This is a genomic window from Flavobacterium sp. RSP15, from assembly GCF_003968755.1.
Classification (GTDB): Bacteria; Bacteroidota; Bacteroidia; order Flavobacteriales; family Flavobacteriaceae; genus Flavobacterium.
This window is the reverse complement of record NZ_RYDL01000002.1, coordinates 449,536-470,491: the sequence shown is the minus strand read 5'-3', so window position 1 is coordinate 470,491 and position 20,956 is coordinate 449,536. Positions and strand designations below refer to the sequence as shown.

At 35.8% G+C, this 20,956-nt stretch carries 15 protein-coding genes; 4 read left to right on the top strand and 11 right to left on the bottom strand.

The genetic code is table 11. The annotated features are described in order from the left end of the window. Positions 1-23: 23 nt before the first annotated feature. Entirely contained in the window at positions 24-2,222 is a 2,199-nt protein-coding gene (locus EKM00_RS04465) for a patatin-like phospholipase family protein (protein ID WP_126515372.1), read from the bottom strand. 74 nt (positions 2,223-2,296) lie between these two features. Next, entirely contained in the window at positions 2,297-4,096 is a 1,800-nt protein-coding gene (uvrC, locus tag EKM00_RS04460) for an excinuclease ABC subunit UvrC (protein WP_126515371.1), read from the bottom strand. 127 nt (positions 4,097-4,223) lie between these two features. On the opposite strand from uvrC, the gene EKM00_RS04455 reads away from it, so the two are divergent. From EKM00_RS04455 to EKM00_RS04445, 3 genes are read left to right on the top strand one after another with little or no spacing between them, the layout of a single operon-like run. After that, entirely contained in the window at positions 4,224-5,186 is a 963-nt protein-coding gene (locus EKM00_RS04455) for a succinylglutamate desuccinylase/aspartoacylase family protein (RefSeq protein WP_233588534.1), read from the top strand. Between the two features lie 49 nt (positions 5,187-5,235). After that, positions 5,236-5,799, top strand: a complete 564-nt coding sequence (locus EKM00_RS04450) for a 5-formyltetrahydrofolate cyclo-ligase (protein ID WP_126515370.1) — start codon at positions 5,236-5,238, stop codon at positions 5,797-5,799. 36 nt (positions 5,800-5,835) lie between these two features. Next, positions 5,836-6,033, top strand: coding sequence for a hypothetical protein (locus EKM00_RS04445; protein WP_126515369.1), 198 nt, complete (start codon positions 5,836-5,838; stop codon positions 6,031-6,033). Between the two features lie 65 nt (positions 6,034-6,098). Here EKM00_RS04445 and EKM00_RS04440 read toward each other — a convergent pair whose 3' ends face one another. The 8 genes from EKM00_RS04440 to gdhA all read right to left on the bottom strand — a co-directional run bounded on the left by EKM00_RS04440 (position 6,099) and on the right by gdhA (position 17,986). Further along, positions 6,099-6,698, bottom strand: a complete 600-nt coding sequence (locus EKM00_RS04440; protein ID WP_126515368.1) for a lipoprotein signal peptidase — start codon at positions 6,696-6,698, stop codon at positions 6,099-6,101. Positions 6,699-6,783: 85 nt separating this feature from the next. Next, positions 6,784-7,164, bottom strand: a complete 381-nt coding sequence (locus EKM00_RS04435) for a TraR/DksA family transcriptional regulator (protein ID WP_126452096.1) — start codon at positions 7,162-7,164, stop codon at positions 6,784-6,786. A gap of 6 nt (positions 7,165-7,170) precedes the next feature. After that, positions 7,171-10,623 (bottom strand): isoleucine--tRNA ligase, encoded by a 3,453-nt coding sequence (gene ileS, locus EKM00_RS04430; RefSeq protein ID WP_126515367.1) that lies wholly within the window; start codon positions 10,621-10,623, stop codon positions 7,171-7,173. A gap of 315 nt (positions 10,624-10,938) precedes the next feature. Further along, positions 10,939-11,559 carry a hypothetical protein gene (locus EKM00_RS04425; RefSeq protein ID WP_126515366.1) on the bottom strand — a complete coding sequence of 207 codons (621 nt, stop codon included), beginning with the start codon at positions 11,557-11,559 and terminating at the stop codon, positions 10,939-10,941. A gap of 105 nt (positions 11,560-11,664) precedes the next feature. Beyond that, a complete protein-coding gene (locus EKM00_RS04420; RefSeq protein WP_126515365.1) occupies positions 11,665-13,146 on the bottom strand; it encodes a DUF4041 domain-containing protein in 1,482 nt (493 codons plus the stop codon). A gap of 314 nt (positions 13,147-13,460) precedes the next feature. Next, on the bottom strand, positions 13,461-14,174 hold the full coding sequence (recO, locus tag EKM00_RS04415; RefSeq protein WP_126515364.1) for a DNA repair protein RecO: 714 nt from the start codon (positions 14,172-14,174) through the stop codon (positions 13,461-13,463). Positions 14,175-14,228: 54 nt separating this feature from the next. Then, positions 14,229-16,517, bottom strand: a complete 2,289-nt coding sequence (gene porZ / locus EKM00_RS04410) for a type IX secretion system anionic LPS delivery protein PorZ (protein ID WP_126515363.1) — start codon at positions 16,515-16,517, stop codon at positions 14,229-14,231. 125 nt (positions 16,518-16,642) lie between these two features. Continuing rightward, positions 16,643-17,986: an NADP-specific glutamate dehydrogenase gene (gene gdhA / locus EKM00_RS04405; protein WP_126515362.1), complete on the bottom strand. Its 1,344-nt coding sequence runs from the start codon at positions 17,984-17,986 to the stop codon at positions 16,643-16,645. Between the two features lie 273 nt (positions 17,987-18,259). On the opposite strand from gdhA, the gene EKM00_RS04400 reads away from it, so the two are divergent. Further along, on the top strand, positions 18,260-19,066 hold the full coding sequence (locus EKM00_RS04400) for a THC0290_0291 family protein (protein WP_126515361.1): 807 nt from the start codon (positions 18,260-18,262) through the stop codon (positions 19,064-19,066). Between the two features lie 76 nt (positions 19,067-19,142). Here the strand turns inward: EKM00_RS04400 and EKM00_RS04395 are convergent, their stop codons facing one another. Next, complete coding sequence (locus tag EKM00_RS04395; protein ID WP_126515360.1) at positions 19,143-20,288, bottom strand: cystathionine gamma-synthase; 1,146 nt, start codon at positions 20,286-20,288, stop codon at positions 19,143-19,145. Between the last annotated feature and the right edge of the window lie 668 nt (positions 20,289-20,956).

Genomic DNA, 20,956 nt, shown 5'->3' with positions numbered 1-20,956 from the left:
ATTATTATCGAAATAAATTACAATTAAAACAAAAACCCAATGCTGAACCATGTAAATCCTTTTGGTTGTTCCGGGGACCAAGAATATTTTATTTCTATAGGTCCAATGACTGTTTCTAAACCATATCCTACGGCATAGCCAGAATATTTTGGAATTGAAACCCAATCCACGGTCTCAAAAATCTGATCTCCAATATTAGCAAAATTTGCCGAAAAATTGATATGATTTTTTTTATAAAACTCGTAATCTATCGTTCCTGTTGATTTTATATAACTATTAGCGGCCACACTTAAATAATCGTATCCATATAAATATTTGAAATTATTAAGCGGATTATACCCATATCCCCCTAAAATAAAATTAAAGAAAGCAACGCTCTCCTGACCAAAAGAAAACCCGGCATCGGTTTGGAATTTTACTGTAGCGTTCTTAAATAAAGTTGCAGCTACACCAAAATCGGCTTTAGCAATAGAAAACGGTTGAAAATCACCCGTGTAATTAGACGACAGCAAATAGGTTTGAATATCACCAGTAAAATACCATCCTTTTTTAGGGAAATATTTATTATCAAAAGAATCAAATTTCATGTAGCCAAAAAGACTGAAGTAATTACTGTTGTCAATTATTGGATTTACATTGGCGAGTGTTTCTGATTTTATTTTTAAATATTTGAGTTCGACTCCGCCTCCTATAAGAAATTTTTGAACAAATAAAGACTGGAAATATGCTTGATTTGTCAAGTCCGTAAAATTTATATTAATCGAATTTATATCAGGATTATTAAACGTTGTACTGCTTATTTCTTTGGCTACATTCCTATTAAATTGGTTGTAATTAGATTTAAAACCAAAACTCAAATTAAATCCATTTTCAATGTAATAATCTAAATTATATCTAATATTATCTCCTAAAACAATATCCAGAGAGGCTATATCATTTTTAAAAAGTGTTTTTTTACGGGTCAAATTTACCAAAACGCCACTTTTGAATAAATTATCATAATGCAGGCCAAATTTTAAATAGGTTTTTGTTGAATTCTCTTCTAAATTTATGTTCAGGTCTACACCTCCTTTATTAGGTTCCAATGAATATGAGATAGAGCTGAAATTTTTGGTTGCATTGATATTATTAATGCCTCTTAATAAATCATCATAGCACGTTTTTACTCCGGGCTTAAATCTTAGCTTCCCTATGACATACTCTTTCGTGTAATTCTTTAATTCATTGCTGTTTATTGCTCTTATTTGCAGGCTGTCTGACAGTAGTTTTAACTTGGGTTTTGTATAGGGATTGGACACATCAACAAGTTGTTTGAGTTGTTCATAAATGCCTAATGTTGCTTCCTCCCCTTTTCTTATTATTTCCCTTCCCTTGTCAAATGAGATCACACCATATTGTGTAACGTCTGGTCTAATATAAATATCGGTATCCGTTACATTTCTTTTCATTCGCTCTATAGATTGAAGGTTGGTGATTTGAACCAAAATTTTAGTAGCATCCTTGAGTTGTGTTCGGTCTAATAAATCATTTTGAACATCAACTCCTATAATGATGTCCGCACCTAATTTTCGCACCTCTTCAATAGGATAATTATTAACAACGCCGCCATCGACCAGAATTTTTCCACCAATTTCAACCGGAGAAAATAAGGAGGGAAATGCGGAACTGGCAATCATGGCCTGTGCCAGGTTCCCTTTGTTCAATAAGACTTGCTCTCCCGTTTCAATATTAGTTCCAATACATAAAAAAGGAATTGGAAGCTGGTTAAAATCTTTGATGTGTCTAACGTTTCTGGTAATTCTGCTCAATAAATTATAATTGTAGATTCCTTTAGACAAAGCTTCTGGAATTCCTATTTTGAATTTGTCAAACGGTAAAACCAAAGCATACAATTCGTCGTTTCTTTTTTCGTAAAAATTCTTAGAAGACCTGGGGATAAAATCATTTATTAATTCATTGAAATCGGTCGCTTGAAAAATAGAATCGATCTGGTTCGCGTTGTAACCTGAAGCATACAACCCTCCAATAACCGCACCCATACTGGTTCCGCCTATATAATCAATCTTGACACCCGCTTCTTCTAACACCTTAAGGACTCCTATATGAGCAAATCCTTTTGCACCACCACCGCTTAAAACCAAGCCTACTTTGGGTCTTTTTTGCTCCTGCGAAAACACCATCAAACTAGTAAAAACAAGAAATATTAGTGCGATTTTCTTCATAAGCAGCAATTTGGTAGTACTAAAACTGGACGCCATTGGGTATTATTTGTCCAGATTTAGATATTCTAGATTAATCATTGATCTATTGCCTTGTAAAATTCGGTAATTTTTTTGGCTTTAGACACACCTATAACGTCCGAAATTTCTTTTTCTGTTGCTAATTTCAATCTTTTAACACTTTTGAAGTGCTGGATCAAGGTCAGCATCGTTTTTTCGCCAATACCGGGAATGGATTCTATCGAAGAATTCAGTGCTGCTTTACTCCTTTTATCCCGGTGATGCGTTATCCCAAAACGGTGCGCTTCGTTGCGTAATTGCTGGATTATTTTAAGGGTTTCTGATTTTTTATCTAAATATAATGGAATAGAATCACCCGGATAAAAAAGTTCTTCGAGCCTTTTGGCAATGCCAATTATGGCTATTTTTCCCCGAAGACCCAATTCGTCAAGACTCTTCAGCGCTGATGACAATTGCCCTTTTCCACCGTCAATAATTATTAAATTCGGTAACGGTTCCTTTTCGTCCAGCAATCGTTTGTACCTTCTATAAACCACTTCGGTCATTGAAGCAAAATCATCCGGTCCTTCGACTGTTTTAATATTAAAATGGCGGTAGTCTTTTTTGCTGGGTTTTCCATCTTTAAAAACCACACAAGCCGCTACAGGATTTGTTCCTTGAATATTCGAGTTGTCAAAACATTCAATATGTCTTGGCTCTACAGGCAATCGCAAATCTTTTTGCATTTGTGCCATAATCCTTTTTGTATGACGGTCTGGATCTACAATTTGCAGTTGTTTGAGTTGTTCAATTCGGTAAAACTTAGCGTTGCGAATGGATAAATCCAAAATTTGCTTTTTATCTCCTAATTGCGGAACGGTTACTTTTATATTCTCCCCCAAATCAACAGGAAACGGTACGATTATCTCACGCGACAGCAATTGAAAACGTTCCCGCAGTTCAATAATTGCTAATTCCAGTAATTCTTCATCGGTTTCGTCAAGTTTCTTTTTGATTTCCATCGTGTGCGAACGAATAATCGAACCGTGCGAAATTTGAAGGAAATTCACATAAGCCGCACTTTCATCCGAAACTATTGAAAACACATCGATATTAGTGATTTTTGGATTTACAATCGTAGACCGCGATTGGTAATTCTCTAAAATATTTATTTTTTCTTTGATTTTTTGCGCTTCTTCAAAATGCATGTCGGCGGCCAGATTGGTCATCACACGCTTGAAATCTTTCATGCTTTCTTTGAAATTTCCTTTCAGGATTTCGCGAATCGCATCCACTTGTTTTTGGTAATTTTCTAAAGTTTCTAATCCTTCGCAAGGCCCCATACAATTACCAATATGATACTCAAGACACACCTTGAATTTTCCACTTTCAATATTGCTTTTACTCAAATCATAATTGCAAGTTCTAAGCGGATACAACTCTTTGATCAGTTCTAAAATAGTGCTGACGGTTTTGAAACTAGTATACGGCCCAAAATACTCCGACCCGTCTTTGACCATTCTCCGAGTCGCAAATATGCGCGAAAAAGGTTCTTTCTTGATGCACAACCACGGATAACTTTTATCATCCCGCAATAACACATTGTAGCGCGGCTGCAAGGTTTTTATTAGGTTATTTTCAAGTAAAAGGGCATCGGTTTCCGTAGGAACCACAATGTGTCTTATGGTCACGATCTTCTTAACGAGCACATTGGTTTTGGCCGTGTCATGAATTTTATTGAAATACGAAGAAACTCTTTTTTTTAAATTTTTGGCTTTGCCTACATACAAAATTTTCCCTTCCTTGTCGTAATATTGGTATACGCCTGGATTATCAGGTAAGGTTTGGATTTGGAGTTCAAGTGAAGGAAGTAGCATTTTAGATTGATTCTTTTTAATTTAATTTTGCACTTCAAAAATACAAATAACATTTTTCAAAAGCGAAAAATGACGCACTTCTTATTTCTTCCCGAATAATTTTCTAAATTTAGCCTTTAAACTTTCTATGAATATACGAGAACCTAAAAACATAACGATCTTAAAAGAGCCCATCTTACCGGGAGACAGCAAAACCATCAATATGGAAATTGCAAAACTCCATACCATGACCAAACTGAAAATTCCAATAATTGTGGAACGGTCAAAAATCAACGGGCCTACCGTGTTATTCACCGCGGGGCTTCATGGAGATGAAATTAACGGGATCGAAATTGTACGCCAGCTGATTGTACAAAAAATCAATAAACCAAAAACAGGAACCATTATCTGTATTCCCGTGATTAATGTCTTTGGATTCGTGAATCAATCCCGAGAATTTCCAGACAAACGGGACTTAAACCGGGTATTCCCTGGCAGTAAAACGGGCTCACTTGCAAGCCGGTTTGCGTATAATTTACTTAAAGAAATTATTCCACATGTAGATTATGTAATTGATTTTCATTCCGGTGGCGCCAGTCGCTTCAATGCCCCACAAATTCGTATTGTTCCTAATAATCCAGAACTGAAAGCCTTATCGGACATTTTTAACACCTCTTTTACAATGTTTTCAAAAAACATTCCAGGAACTTTTAGAAATTCATGTAACAAATTGGGGGTAAAAATGCTGCTGTTTGAAGGCGGAAAATCCATTGACATAGATGAAGCGGTCACACAGGAAGGAGTTGAAGGTTCTAAACGAATATTGCATCATCTGGGGATGTTAAATGCAAAGAAAAAAACCATAACCCCTGAAAAAGAAACCATTTATATAGAAAAATCCGTTTGGGTCAGAGCCAAATACTCCGGGATGTTTCACGGTCATACTAAAATTGGTAATTACGTAACAAAAGGACAACTCTTGGGCTCGATTTCTGATCCCTACGGAAAGGTTGAACACAAAGTAAAAGCACCCAATTCAGGTTATATTTTTAATGTAAATGATGCGCCCATCGTATACCAGGGTGATGCCATCTACCATCTTTCTCTTTAAATACGAGTATACAATCCATACTTTTGCATCCGGTTCAAAATAATAAAACATGAATAAAACAGCCTTACGGAAAAAATACAAAGCCTTACGGAACTTCCTTTCCGAAAATGAAATCGAGGATAAAAGTTTGGCAGTAGCCAATAAAATACTCGCGATTCCAATTTGGGAGAAAACCTATTTTCATATTTTCCTTCCCATAACAGAACAAAAAGAGGTTAATACAGAATTTATTCTTCACATATTATCTGGAAAAGATAAAGAGATTATTGTTTCCAAAGCTGATTTTGCCACCAGAAAGATGACGCATTTTCTTTTGACTGATAATACCCGAATCAAAAAAAATGAATATAACATTCCCGAACCGGTAGATGGTATTGAAGTTCCTTCTACTAAAATCGATGTGGTTTTTGTTCCGCTTTTGGCTTTCGACAAAAAAGGACATCGGGTGGGTTACGGCAAAGGATTTTACGATACATTTTTATCAGAGTGCAAACCGGATGCAATCAAAATTGGACTTTCCTTTTTTGACTCCGATGAATTGATTACTGACGTTTTTGAAGGCGATGTACAACTGGATTACTGTGTGAATCCGAATCAAGTTTATAAATTTTAATCCGTACTTTTGCAACTGATACAATTCACTTAACTTATGAGAACATTCAAAAATTCAAGATTTGCCGTAAGCGTTATGGTCATTCTTTTTGCAGTTTCCTTTTCAAGCTGCAGCATTCAAACCGGAACCAGCAGATCATCCTACAAAGCTAAAAAACTACCTCCAGGTCAAGCAAAAAAAATATATGGCGGGAAAAGCGCTAAACGATATGCCCCCGGACACAGTAAAAATTAATACAAACAAAAAAGACTTGCTCGAATCAGGAACAGGTCTTTTTGTATGTTATAAAAAAGTTGAATCTAATCGTGATGAAATGCTTTTTTGTTGAAAAAAATCAAGATTCCAACTCCTGTTGAAATCGCCATATCGGCAACATTAAAAATAGCGTTGAAAAACGTAAATTCTTTTCCGCCCCAAATTGGCAACCAACTAGGTAAATTTCCATGCCAAAAAGGAAAGTAAAACATATCTACCACTCTTCCGTGAAACCACGTTCCATAAGGTTGATCTGAGAATAAAGTAGCCACTTCTTGCTGACTGTCATCAAAAATAATTCCGTAAAAAACAGAATCGATGATGTTCCCAAAAGCACCTGCCAAAATCAATGAGATGGCAACAATTAGATAGTTAGAACTATTTTTCCTTTCTATAGAATCCCATAGCCAGTACCCAATTCCGCCTACAGCAACCAATCTAAAAAGGGTTAAAAATAATTTTCCGTAAACCCCCGGAATTACTGTTCCCCATGCCATTCCCTCATTTTCAATGAAAAGGATTTTGAACCATTTGAATACTTCGACTTCTTCCCCTAAGATAAAATTAGTTTTGATGTAGATTTTAGTGACTTGATCAACAAGCAGTAAAATAAAAATAAGGAGATACGCTTTTCGTAATGACATTTTATAAATTTTAATGGCGCAAAAATAGCAATTTAATCAAAAAAAACGCTCCCAACGGAGCGTTAAATATTGTTTAACTAGTAGTTTATCGTTGCAAGTTCTTTGCTTCAATACTCATTGTAGCGTGAGGGACAATTTTCAATCTTTCTTTCCCGATTAATTTGCCAGAGACTTTACACACTCCGTACGTTTTATTTTCGACACGGAAAAGGGCATTTTTCAAATCCCGAATAAACTTTTCCTGACGAATTGCCAGTTGAGAGTTTGCTTCTTTAGACATCGTTTCGCTTCCTTCTTCAAAGGCTTTAAAAGTTGGCGAAGTATCGTCGGTTCCGTTATTTAAATCATTCATGTATGCACTTTTTATCAGATCTAAATCAGCTTGTGCTTTTTTAATTTTCCCGAGGATTATCTCTTTGAATTCTGCTAAATCAGTATCAGAATATCTTGCAATTTCATCTGTCATCTTATATTATTTTGAAATTAATATCATTGTTTTTATTTCATCAAACGCTATTTCCGTACCGTTTGTTATTTCATCTGCAAACACCAATTCACTGGTTAGTGTTTCTGATTTTATATAGGCTTCATTTTCTAAAATTGCCTGTTCTAAAAGTCCGTTTCTCTTCAGTTGCACTTTAATTTTATCCGTAACTTCAAATCCGGAATCTTTACGAATATTCTGAATTCTGTTTACTAATTCTCTGGCAATTCCCTCTTGTTTTAATGCAGGTGAAATTGTAATATCCAGCGCAACCGTTATTCCGTTAGCGTTTGCTACTAACCAGCCTTCAATATCCTGTGAGGTAATTTCGACATCTTCTTGTGTTAAAATTACGGTATTTCCTGCAATAACAATACTTAGACTTCCTTCCTTATCCAATTGACTAATCTGTGCTGCAGAAAACCCCTGTATTTCCTTAGAAATCATCCCCATATCCTTTCCGAAACGGGGTCCAAGCGCCTTAAAATTAGGCTTAATTTGTTTTATCAAAACACCGGAAGCATCATCCAAAAGTACGATTTCCTTCACGTTTACCTCTGCTTTTATCAGGTCAGAAACAGCCTCAATTTCGACTCTTTGGTTGTCGTCAAGCACCGGAATCATTACCTTTTGCAACGGCTGACGCACCTTGATCATTTCCTTTTTTCGGAGTGATAAAACCAATGATGAAATGGTTTGTGCTTTCTGCATTTTGCTCTCTAACATTTTATTAACATAGTTTTCAACCGAAATTGGAAACTCGGCCAAATGTACGCTGTCATATTTTTCCGACTGTGTTGCTACAGTTAAGTCTCTGTAAAGTTTGTCCATGAAGAACGGAGCGATTGGTGCACCAAGTTTACTTATGGTTAACAAACACGTATATAAAGTTTGATATGCCGCGATTTTGTCCTGTGCGTATTCTCCTTTCCAGAAACGTCTTCTGCACAAACGAACGTACCAGTTACTCAAATTTTCCTGAACAAATTCAGAGATTGCTCGAGCCGCTTTCGTTGGCTCATAATCTGCATAATAGCTATCTACATCTTTTATCAAAGTATTCAATTCAGAGATAATCCATTGATCAATTTCAGGTCTTTCGTTTAATGGAATCTCTGCTTCTTCATATTTGAAACCATCAATATTGGCATACAAACTAAAGAACGAATACGTGTTGTACAAGGTTCCAAAGAACTTTCTACGAACTTCCGCAATTCCTTCTAAGTCGAATTTCAAATTATCCCAAGGATTCGCATTCGAAATCATATACCAACGCGTTGCATCTGGACCGTATTCTTTTAATGTTTCAAATGGATCAGCGGCATTGCCTAAACGTTTAGACATTTTTTGTCCGTTTTTGTCTAAAACCAATCCGTTAGAAACTACATTTTTGTACGCTACTTTATCAAAAACTAATGTCCCAATGGCATGTAAAGTATAAAACCAACCACGCGTTTGATCCACTCCTTCAGCAATGAAATCAGCAGGAAAATCCTTGTTTGCGTCTATTTTATCTTTATTTTCAAAAGGATAATGCCATTGCGCATAAGGCATGGAACCAGAATCGAACCAAACATCAATCAAATCCGCTTCACGTGTCATTGCTTTACCGGAAGCAGAAACCAACGTAATTTCATCGACTACATTTTTATGCAAATCAACTAAATCATAATTGGATTCAGCCATATTTCCAATTTCAAAACCTTTAAAAGGATTTTCTTTTTGGAAACCTGCAGCGATAGATTTTTCAATTTCGTTATATAATTCTTCAACAGAGCCAATTAAGATTTCCTCTTGTTTATCTTCAGTTCTCCAAATTGGCAATGGAATTCCCCAGAATCTGGATCGCGATAAATTCCAGTCATTGGCATTTTTTATCCAGTTTCCAAAACGTCCTTCTCCAGTCGATTGTGGCTTCCAGTTAATCGTTTCGTTCAGTTCGAACATTCTGTCTCTAACCTCCGTGATTTTTATGAACCAGGAATCCAATGGATAATATAAAATCGGCTTATCGGTTCTCCAGCAATGCGGATAACTGTGGACATATTTCTCTACTTTGAAGGCTTTGTTTTCTTCTTTTAATCGAATGGCAATTTCAACATCTACGGAACGCTCTGGCGCCTCGCCATCGTTATAATACTCATTTTTCACATATTTACCGGCATATTCGCCCACATGTGAGGTGAATTTTCCTTGTAAATCTACTAAGGGAACCGGAGTTCCATTTTCATCCAGCACCAACATCGGCGGGATTTCTGGCGTAGCTTCTTTTGCTACTCTTGCATCATCAGCACCAAAAGTAGGTGAGGTATGTACAATTCCTGTTCCATCTTCGGTAGTTACAAAATCTCCTGAAATTACTCTAAAAGCATTTTCAGCATTTTGATACGGAAGCACCAATGGCATTAGTTGTTCGTACCGAATATCAACCAAATCAGCTCCTTTGCATTCTGCTAAAACCTGATACGGAATTTTCTTGTCGCCTTCTTTGAAATTTTCAAAATCAGCAGGTTCTGTACTTTCAAAGAACCCTTTCCCGAATTGTTTTGCAACTAATTTTTTAGCCAAAATCAATGTTGCCGGACGAAATGTATATTGATTGAATGTTTTTACTAAAGCATATTCAATTTTTAGACCTACAGTCAAAGCGGTATTACTTGGCAATGTCCAAGGCGTTGTCGTCCAAGCGAGGAAATAAAAATCCCCACCCCAACCCTCCCCAAAGGGGAGGGAGTTGAGTCCGAATGCTTTGTAAATATCATTCTCTTCTCCCTCTCCTTTGGAGAGGGCTGGGGTGAAGAATTGTGCCACAACAGTCGTATCCGTTACATCACGATAACTTCCCGGTTGGTTGACTTCATGAGATGACAATCCTGTCCCTGCTTTTGGGGAATAAGGCTGAATAGTGTAACCTTTGTACATCAAATCCTTGTTGTAGATTTGTTTCAAAATCCACCAAACTGTTTCCATGTATTTGGATTTATAGGTCACATACGGATCTTCCATATCAACCCAATAGCCCATTTTTTCGGTCAAATCGTTCCATACATCCGTATAACGCATTACGGTTTTTTTGCACGCTTCGTTGTATTCTTCGATGGAAATGGTTTTTCCAATATCTTCTTTGGTGATTCCCAATTCTTTTTCGGTTCCTAATTCCACCGGCAAGCCATGCGTATCCCAGCCGGCTTTACGCTTTACTTGAAACCCTTTTTGAGTTTTATATCTGCAAAAAATATCTTTAATCGCGCGTGCCATTACGTGGTGAATTCCCGGTAATCCATTTGCCGAAGGCGGGCCTTCAAAAAACACGAATGGGATGTTTCCTTCACGAGTGGTTACACTTTTCTCGAATATGTTTTCCTTCTTCCAAAAATCAAGTACCTCTGACGCTACAGTTGGTAAGTCAAGTCCTTTGTATTCAGTAAATTTTGTGCTCATTTTATCCTTTTCTTTAATCGAAGTGCGAAAGTAATAAATTAAAGTCGAAAGTTGAAAGTCGTAGGTCGAAAGTTACGCTTTAAGCAAAAATCGATCTATTGGAATTTTGTCAAAGAGACAAAAACACTTTTATTCATTCCCTTCTAATTCAAAAAAATCATTTACTGGTTTATCAAACAATTTTGATAATTTTAGGGCTAAAACTAAATCTCAACTGCGCTCGATTGGACAAAGTTGCTAATTTTTGTGAGCACGGATTGCAAATCCTCGCGATCGAGTCAAATCGTTGAGTGCTTATTTTATCTGCTGGCCCTTTTATTTTTTACTCATTATTGTGAACGTGAAATTTTGTTCTTTCATTCTTTTTTGAACTTCTGTAATTATTGGCGCAATATCTTTGTATGAGTCAACACTTGGAGCTTCTGTGATATATTTTTCATATTCGTCGATTTCTCTGTTGTATTCTTCCCAGATTTCATTTAGTTCTTTAGTGAAACGTTTTTTTAATATTTCATTAATGCATTTGACCGTACTAAATATCATTCTTTCTTCTTCATTAGTGGTTGCAAATCTTTTTCCTTCTAGCTCTTTCCACCAAGGAGCAAATACTTTTTTTTTGTCTCTATTGTGATGAGCCAATAGTTTATTTCTCTTACTCCTTAACGAATCAAATTTTTTAATGTAATCCATTAATGGCGTCAAAGCATATAGTGTATCAGATAAGTAAAAATTATCTTCTTCATTAACAAATTTCTCAAAGACTATTAGTTCATCTATTAATGAACAGATATAAATATCTAATAATCTGTGAACATCTGTATAAACCTGTTTGTGTTTATCAAATTCTATTTTTTTAACTTCAGCTCTCGAGTATGCAATATGAGAACAGAGATGATTTACATTAAATAAAGTATGTTTAAGTTTTTCTATTTCCATTTTTTCTTATCGAATATATATATTTCTCGATTACAACTTTTAGTTTCAAAGTTGATCGTTCGCAATTTTAGCGAGCTTTCAGGTCGTACGTCTTTTATAAAGTTCTCAATTTAAGCCCGTTGGATATTCTTCGGCTATTAGGTCTTCAATTGTTTTAATTCCTTCAGTAGAATTCATTTTTTCTAATAAAGCTAATGTTTCCCTATATTGCATTGCTTCTGGTAAAATTGTAAATTCAGCTTCAAATCCTAATTCGTCTATTTTTTGCTCAATTTCTTCTAAACTAACATTAAAAAATTCTTTTCTGTAGTTTAACATATTTACTTTTTTATTCGAAAATGCTTTATGAAGTTCATTTTCTAAAGTTCTCGCTTCGTCTGAATAAATCATAGCGTGAACATCAAATTGAAATGGAACAGAAGCGTCTCCAAGTTCTTTAACCCTATCAATTGGTTCAAGTCTTCTTGTCATACCTATTTTGTATACGTTTTCACCAAACGAACCAATATTAGAAATTATATAAACGTGTCCACGTTTTGTTTGTTGAGCCATTGACATTGCACGTTCCTTCTTTTCTTGTGCTAATAATAATTCTTGTTCAAGAATTAAAATTTTGGTGTTAAGTTCTTCTTGTAATTCGCCTGTCGCTTTTTCAACTTCTTTTCTTGCTTTGAGTAAAGCTTTTTGGTAAGTTTCCTCTTCTTTTTCCGCTTGTTTTTGAGCTTGCTCAAATTCACGTCTTGCTTTTTCTTCCTCTCGCAATTCTTCTTGAATAGCTCGCATTTCTTCTTTCTCTTCTTGGCGTTTTACTTGGAACTCATATTCAAGAGTGATTTCTTTTAATTTTAGTTCAAGAAATTCATAAGAAATGCTAACTGAATAACCATCAGCAAGTTTATTCAAAGTTTCATATGATTTATGAATTCGTTCCTTCATCTGATTAACGTTATTCCATTTAACTTTAGCAAGTTGAGAATTACATTCACCATTAAAAGCCCGAAGCACTAATTTTATATATTTTTTTGTGGTTGCTCTTCCTTTTGTAACACTTCCATCTATTGTCCATTCTGTTCTGCAAGTTGCAGCCGTTTCCGATTGAATCATCAATTTTTGTTGCTCAATGATCCTATTTTGTTCAGTTCGATAATCTTCTGATTTCTCGAAATCGTAAACAGGTTCATATATACCAAACTCTATTAAATCTAGTTTTGATTCGTATAAACTTACATCTTTTCGAAGTCGAGTGTAAGTTTCGAGAGAAGTTTGATAATTTAGATTTAATTCATCAAAATCTTTTTGTACATAATTTATTGATTGTTTTTTGTTATCAATAGTTGAATTTAATTCAATTTCTTTATCTAAAATAACTTTATTAAGCTCTTTTTCTTTTTCTGAAATTTCACTGGTTTTATTTTGAATTAGAAATTCTAACTCAATTTTTTTTTGTGAGATTAGTAATTCTAATTCATTCTTTTTATTATCAACTTCATTTTGAATATCAGTAATAGATTTATACTTTTCAAGTTTTTCTTGAAGAGTACGTATTTCTTCAAATTCCGTCTTTTTTAGAAAATCGAATAATCCCATAATTAGAAATTTATGATAAGGTTTTTATTTTATTTCGTTTCATTCACAATTTTGGTCGCATTGCCTACAACTCACAAATAAACACAACTCTACTTCATATTCTACGCCCAAAAGAAGGTGCTTTATTTTGTAAACAGCGGCATTAATTTCTGCTAATATATAAATAAATCTTACAAAATTTGCGCTTCTGTATAATTTATCTTGAGTTTTTGCGTGAGGGATGGAAGAGGAAATCCTTTTATGAAGTTTACGAAATAAAAGATTGGGACGAACAGCCCGACCCGGAGTTTTTACGTAGGGTCACGCCCGAATTTCTAGGCAAAAACCTCTTTCAAAACGTCCAATGATTTTGGTTTTTTGAAGCCGTCCAAGTGGAAACTGTAGTAATCGATCAGTATTCTTAAAACGATTTGCCGTTCGATGACATGGAATATCTTTTGACTGTTATCAAATTTTAAATCAATCAGTTTTTTAAACAAATTGCTTTCGTGTTCTGTGAGCGAACTGATGGCATTAAAAGGCGTAAAGACACCTTCGTTCATTTCGAAAAAAGGCATATCCATATCGGAAATATCAGGATAAAAACCCAAATATTTGGTGGTTTCTAATAATAGGATTAGGTGAAAATTGGCAATTTCATCATGATTGTCCAGCCAATGCAAAGCAGCTTCAAGGAAATTAAAAAGAGGCTCATTTTCTTCTTCTTCATGGATCGAATGGTGCAGCATTTCGGAGATAAACATCACGATCGTGCTTTTATAAATATCCGAATGTATCGAATGAAAAGGAGTCCCGATTTTTATTTCCTTGAAATTTTCTAAAGTACCTTTGTTTTTATGAACGGCTTCAATTTCGAGTATCGTCAAAGGTTGAAAATAAGCGATTTTTTGATTCGATTTCCTTCCTGAAAAAGCATCTCGAACAAAGTACGATTTCAAGCCATGTGACAGCGTAAAGCATTTCACAATCAAGCTTTTTTCTTGAAATTTTAAAGAGGAAAGGACGATGGCTTTGGTTTTTACGAGCACAATTTTAATTTAAAGATTGAAAAATTTAAAGATTGAAAAATTCATTCCTTTAGATTATCTAATTATCATTACTTTTTTGACCTTGGTCTCCACTCCGTCTTGTGCCGAAATAAAAATCATATACACCCCGGAAGCCACTTTATATTTCCCAAAGGCGGTGGTATCCCATTCTATTGTTCCGCCTTCGGAAGTGGTTTCATAAACCAGATTTCCTCCAATATCAGTGATTTTAATGTTGGCTTTATCCAGTAATCCGGAAATTTTAACGGTTCCTTGGTATTCTGGTCGAACCGGATTTGGATACACATACGCGTTACTTAAATCATCATTAGCAGCAGTTGCAATTCCTTTGAAAGAAATCAGCCCTTTTGCAGTAGCAATAAAAACTTCGCCCGTAGCGCTATTGATCTCAATGTCATTGATCACATTGCTGGGCAACGGCGAGTTGCTTATTGTAAAATGATATTTGGTTTCCTGACCGTTTGGCGAGACTAAAAACAAACCGGAATCAGCCGTTCCAATCCATTTGTTATTGGCACCATCTACAGCAATATCCGTAATAAACTGTTCGTATAACAATTCTTGGGCCAGATTATCGTCTGTAATAATTATGGGATTGGTCGTCATCTGGTCATCCGATTGAAAACTACTTACATTTGACAAAATTCGCAATCCTTTTGTAGTACCGATCCAGAGCTGGTTTCTGGTATCTATTGCAATAGTTCGAACATCCGAAACTGGTAAATTACCCAAATCAGCGCCTGTTGTTATTTTTTTAAATCTAGTGTTACTTTCGTTAAAACCAATCACACCATCACCATTCGTAGAAAGCCATTTGGTTCCATTTCTATCTATTGCAATTGTTCCAAAATTGTTGTCATTTGGCGAGTCCAAAATAGCATCCATCGCATAACTTTGCCATTGACCCGAAGGCCTCAAGACTTTCAATCCGTTTTTTATTCGGCTATTGGTAACCCAAAGATTTCCTGTTTTGTCAAATGCGGTTCCATTAATCCTGATGTCTTTATAATTAGGCCCTGCAAAGGTTAATGACTCTAAGCCGCTATTGGTTTGATTATACAAAATTTTTGGTATGTCATTTTCTATTTTCAACAGTCCGGAGAAAAAAGAACTGGCATACACTTCGTTTTCATTGCTTGGATTAACTATAATTCTGGTCATTGATTGCGCTCCTAAAACTGCTTCATACGGAATATTCAACCATCCTGTGGCGCTAAATTTACTAATCCCATAACCATCTAACGGATAAGGATTATAATCGGACGTATAATCTCCGTAAACCACCCAAAGCGAGCTGGGCGCCACCTGAAGCGAAAAGATATTGTTTCTTGACGGACCAATGGGTGTTATGTTTTCAAAAGTTACACCCAAAGAAAGCCTAGTGGTAGTCAATCCGTTTTCTTTTGTTCCAATAAAAACAGTGTCTCCTATTACAGTAGCACACGTAAAACTAATATTGGGTTCCGGCAGTTGATTGGTGTTTATTTGACGTACCAATGCCATTTGGTTATTATAAATATATATACTGCTTAAAGTTGTAACTACTAAATAACCATCCGATGTTCTCATATCCAATGCTGGTTGAGACAGCCGGACAGATCCCGCAAACGAATCTGCATCCGAATTAAATTTATGAATGTATCCTGAAGCGTCCACAGCATACAGATTTGAACCTACGGTTGTGATGCCAGACCAGATTCCAGAGGCTATTGTGGTCCATTGGCTAAAATCGACTAGATTCTTATTAGAAACAGCAGCCCTTCTTATTCCATTATTTGTGGCAGCATAAATAAAACCATTGTACAATGCGGTTTGGCTCACACTGATTTCGGCACCGGCATTCCCAATAAAATAAGTGTCTCCAAATTGCATGGTGGCCAAATTAAATTGGACAATACCAAAATCACACGAGAGATAAGCTATTCCTTCAAATTCCATAAAATGGTTGATTTTCTTTATATTCGAAGGAAGTTGTTTGTTGATAATATCGACTATATTGAGCATGCTTCCATCGGCTTCATTAATCACGATTAGCAGTCCGTTTTCATATCCTACAATTGTTTTATTCGAGGCCGTACTATGAAATACCGATGAAATGGTTTGTCCAGAGAGTCCGTCTACTGTATTGGTGGTTTTGATTATATTACTGGTTGTGTTTTTAGAAAACAACGCATTTTCAGAAGCAGCAAAAACGGCTGTTGCAGATACGGACATATCTTTTATTTCATTATAGGAGAAATATCCCTGCCACGACAAATCGTTTTGAGCAAAACCCATTTGCACAAAAAGTAGCAGTAAAAAAAATAAAATACTCTTGTTCATTATATGTATGACTATTGGATTACAAATATAGAACAAACGAAAGTCTTAGCATTTTGTTACACACAAAAAATGCCTTCTGTCCAGAATAAAGACAAAAGGCATTTTATACAATAATTAAAGCTGATTTATACGACGCCTTGTGCCAGCATAGCATCTGCTACTTTTACAAATCCGGCGATGTTTGCTCCTTTTACATAGTTCACATATCCTTCTTCGTCCGTACCATATCTTTTGCATTGATTGTGGATTCCTACCATAATCTCTTTTAGTCTGGTATCTACCTCTTCACTGGTCCAGTTTAAACGAATCGAGTTTTGTGTCATCTCTAATCCGGAGGCTGCAACACCACCTGCATTTGCTGCTTTACCTGGTGCAAAAAGGACTTTTGCGTTTAAGAATTCTTTAATTGCTTCTAACGTACATGGCATGTTTGCTGCTTCGGTTACACAAATAACTCCATTTGCAATTAAGTTTTTTGCATCTTCCTCGTTCAACTCATTTTGAGTTGCGCAAGGAATGGCAATATCTGTTTTTACTTCCCACACACTCTTACCTCTGTGGAAAGCGGCATTTGGATATTTTTCTAAATACGCTTCGCATCGGTTATCGCCTCTTGCTCTCATCTCTAGCATAAAGTCAATTTTTTCTCCTGAAATACCTTCCTCATCATAAATATACCCATCCGGACCTGAAATAGTAACTAATTTCCCGCCAAGGTCATTTACTTTTAAGGCAACTCCCCAAGCTACATTTCCGAATCCAGAAATGGAAACCGTTTTTCCATTGATGCTTTGACCTATGGTTTTAAGCATTTGTTCCGCAAAATAAACCACGCCATATCCAGTTGCCTCCGGTCTGATCAAAGAACCTCCATAAGCCAGGCCTTTACCGGTTAACACTCCAGTAAATTCATTTTTTATTCTTTTGTATTGACCAAATAGATACCCAATTTCTCTGGCTCCAACACCAATATCTCCTGCAGGAACATCTAATTGTGGCCCAATGTGTCTGCACAATTCCGTCATGAAAGACTGACAGAAACGCATCACTTCACCATCTGATTTCCCTTGTGGATCAAAATCTGACCCTCCTTTTCCCCCGCCCATTGGCAAAGTAGTCAGACTATTTTTGAATACTTGTTCAAATGCTAAAAATTTAAGCACTGATAAATTTACCGTATGGTGAAAACGTATTCCACCTTTGTATGGTCCGATTGCTGAATTCATTTGAATTCTAAAGCCCCTGTTAACCTGTATTTCACCAATATCGTTAACCCACGGAACACGAAATATAATCGACCGTTCTGGTTCAGCTATTCTGAGAAGCAAATTTTTTCCGTCGTATTTTTTCTGTTCTGCAATAAATGGGATTACAGTTTCAGCAAATTCCCTAACAGCTTGAATAAATTCCGGTTCATTTGGATTTTTGGCTTCAACTTGAGCCATAAATTCATTTACTTTTAGTAACATAGATTATAAATAATTGATTAAGAAAACGATTTCGTTAAACTATACAAAGATACATTTTATAAAAATATTCAGACTTAATTTTTCTACTTTATCAATAGAATTATTTTTTTATTACCCATTTGCAATCAATTATGTATAAGATCTACCATTTAATCTAAAATCACTATGACTTTCGTAAGTAAAATAAGGATTTGTAAACTTATTTATAATTTTATTTTTATTAGTGAATGATGTTTTTATATATTTGTAAGGATTAGAAAATTTAGCCCCCTAATGATCAAACAAATAACCCTGCTTACCCTTTTGTTTTTTGGGTTCTTACCTCATTCTAATGCACAATTCGGTGGTTTTTCACATGAAATAGGAGTGATTGCTGGGCCTGTTGCTTTTCAATCTGATTATGGGGAACGAAATGACCTTTCAACAAACTCAGGAAATACAGGTATTGGAATAGGGATTATTCATTATTTGAATTTTTCTTATAAAGCAGATTGTAATTGTTACACCCCTGAAACGTATTTTAACGACCACTTTAAATTAAGAAGTGAGCTATCATACAATAAAACCTCCTTAAAACACTTTGGCAAATGGGTCGCTCCAGAGAAAACCTCACTGGATGCAGATCAATTGCGTGCAATGACGGGAAGCACAGCCGTTACTAACATTGGGATGCAACTTGAATATTTTCCCTGGAGTATTCGTGATTTCAGTGCCCGAACAGGAAGTTTAGGACCTTTTATAAGCCTTGGCGGGCAATTTAGTTATTACAATGCAAAAGCTTCGTCCTCACTAGGTCCTTTGGGAACACCATTAACTACATTTCCCAAATATTTGACCCCAACTGATGGACGTCCCTATGGGTTTTCCTCAGAAAGTGGGGCTGTCTGGTCCATAGTATCCAGCGTGGGAACCCGTTATAAATTATCGCCATTATCGGATTTAATGGTCGACTTAAGAATGCAGTATTATTTTTCCAACTGGGTAGATGGTTTAAATCCTAATCCGGAAATCTATAAAGAAAACAAAGCAAACGACTGGCTTGTCTGGTTTAATGTAGGGTATATTTATTATTTGCAATAATAATGGCAATACTTTTACACAACAAACCCCCAACTCTAAATTAGAATTGGGGGTTTGTTTTTATTTTAAAAAAACCTTACGCTAAGGCTTGTTTCAAATCTTCCAGTAGATCTTCGATATCTTCGATTCCTACGCTTAACCGGACTAAATCATCTGTGATACCAACTGCTGCCCGTTTGTCTTCCGGAATTGATGCGTGAGTCATCAAAGCCGGATGATTTGCTAATGATTCTACACCTCCAAGGGATTCTGCAAGGGTAAATACGCTAATTTTTTCTAGAAAAGCAATAGCATCTTCTTTTTTACCAGAAACAAAGGTAAACGAGACCATTCCTCCATAACCGCTCATTTGCTTTTTTGCAATTGCATGAAACGGATGGCTTGGCAATCCTGGATAATACACCGTCTTTACTTTTATATGATTGTCTAAAAAATCCGCTACTTTCTCTCCATTCTGACAATGTCTTTCGACACGCAAATGCAACGTTTTTATTCCTCTAAGCACTAAAAAACTATCCATTGGCCCTAATGTAGCTCCAGTTGCAAATTGTTGAAAATGCAATTGTTCCCCAAGCGCCTCCTCTTTTACAATTAAAGCTCCCGCAATTACATCAGAATGACCGCCAAGATATTTCGTGGCCGAATGCATGACAATATCAGCACCTAAGTCTAATGGTTTTTGTAAATAAGGCGTTGCAAAAGTATTATCAACTGCGAAAAGTATTTTCTTTTCTTTGGTGATTTTAGCAATTTCCTGAATATCTGCTAATTTCATCAAAGGATTTGTTGGCGTTTCTACCCAAACTAATTTTGTGTTTTCAGTTATCAATGACTTGAATTTCTCTATGTCATTCATATCCACAAAATGAAATTTTATTCCGGAATCTTTGTAAATACGGGTAAACATGCGATAGGTTCCTCCATATAAATCATCCATTGCTATAATTTCATCCCCTGCCTTGAAAGAACGCAAAACACAATCTGTAGCCGCTAACCCTGAAGAAAAAGCCAATGCTCGGGTTCCGTTTTCAATACTTGCTAATGCATTTTCCAGTGCGGTTCTGGTAGGATTTGCAGCTCTGCTATATTCATAATCCGGATTTATAGGTTGTCCGGGACTTGTTTGTGCAAATGTAGATGTTTGATATACCGGTGGCATAACGGCGCCTGTGCTTGGGTCATGGTGTTGTCCACCGTGAATCACTTTAGTATTAAATTTCATATGTAGATAATATTTGTTTTTGTAGGAATATGGTATCGCCAGATCTTCATTGGTGTTTGAGACAGCTTCTGTCATGGCGATTTCATATCTTCTAATTTTAAAATGCTCGATTGTTTTACAAATTTACCGTTTAATTCATTCTTACCAAGCCTCAAGTAGGTACCACAGTATTTAATTATCTATTACAAGATGAAATACACTGTCTTATTTTCACTTATCCTTTTTTCTGTCACACGTTGCTCTAATGAATTAGTTTTTGAATACCAGAATTTTGTAACGACAACTACATTACCCTGCAAAAAGCCATGCCCTACAATAAGCTTAAAAATCCCAATAGCTAAAGAACTCCCAATTGTAGCAGACAGCATTAATAAAAAAGTATTTTCTGTACTGAATAAAATTATTTATTTTGGCGAAAAGCCATACACTGCATCAAATTACAAGGGACTAACGACTGTTTTTATTGGTTCCTACGAAAAACTCCAAAACGATTTTCCGAATGATACCTTTGGATGAGAAGCTCAGGTTGAAGAAAGCATAAAATTCAAATCTGAAAATATTTTAAATTATAAAAGCATGTCTGACCAACAGTCTTTCGGTTTAATTTACTCCAACAGAGGTCTTTTGGGAATCTGATTCTAAAAACACGAGGACAACTTGTTTTTAGA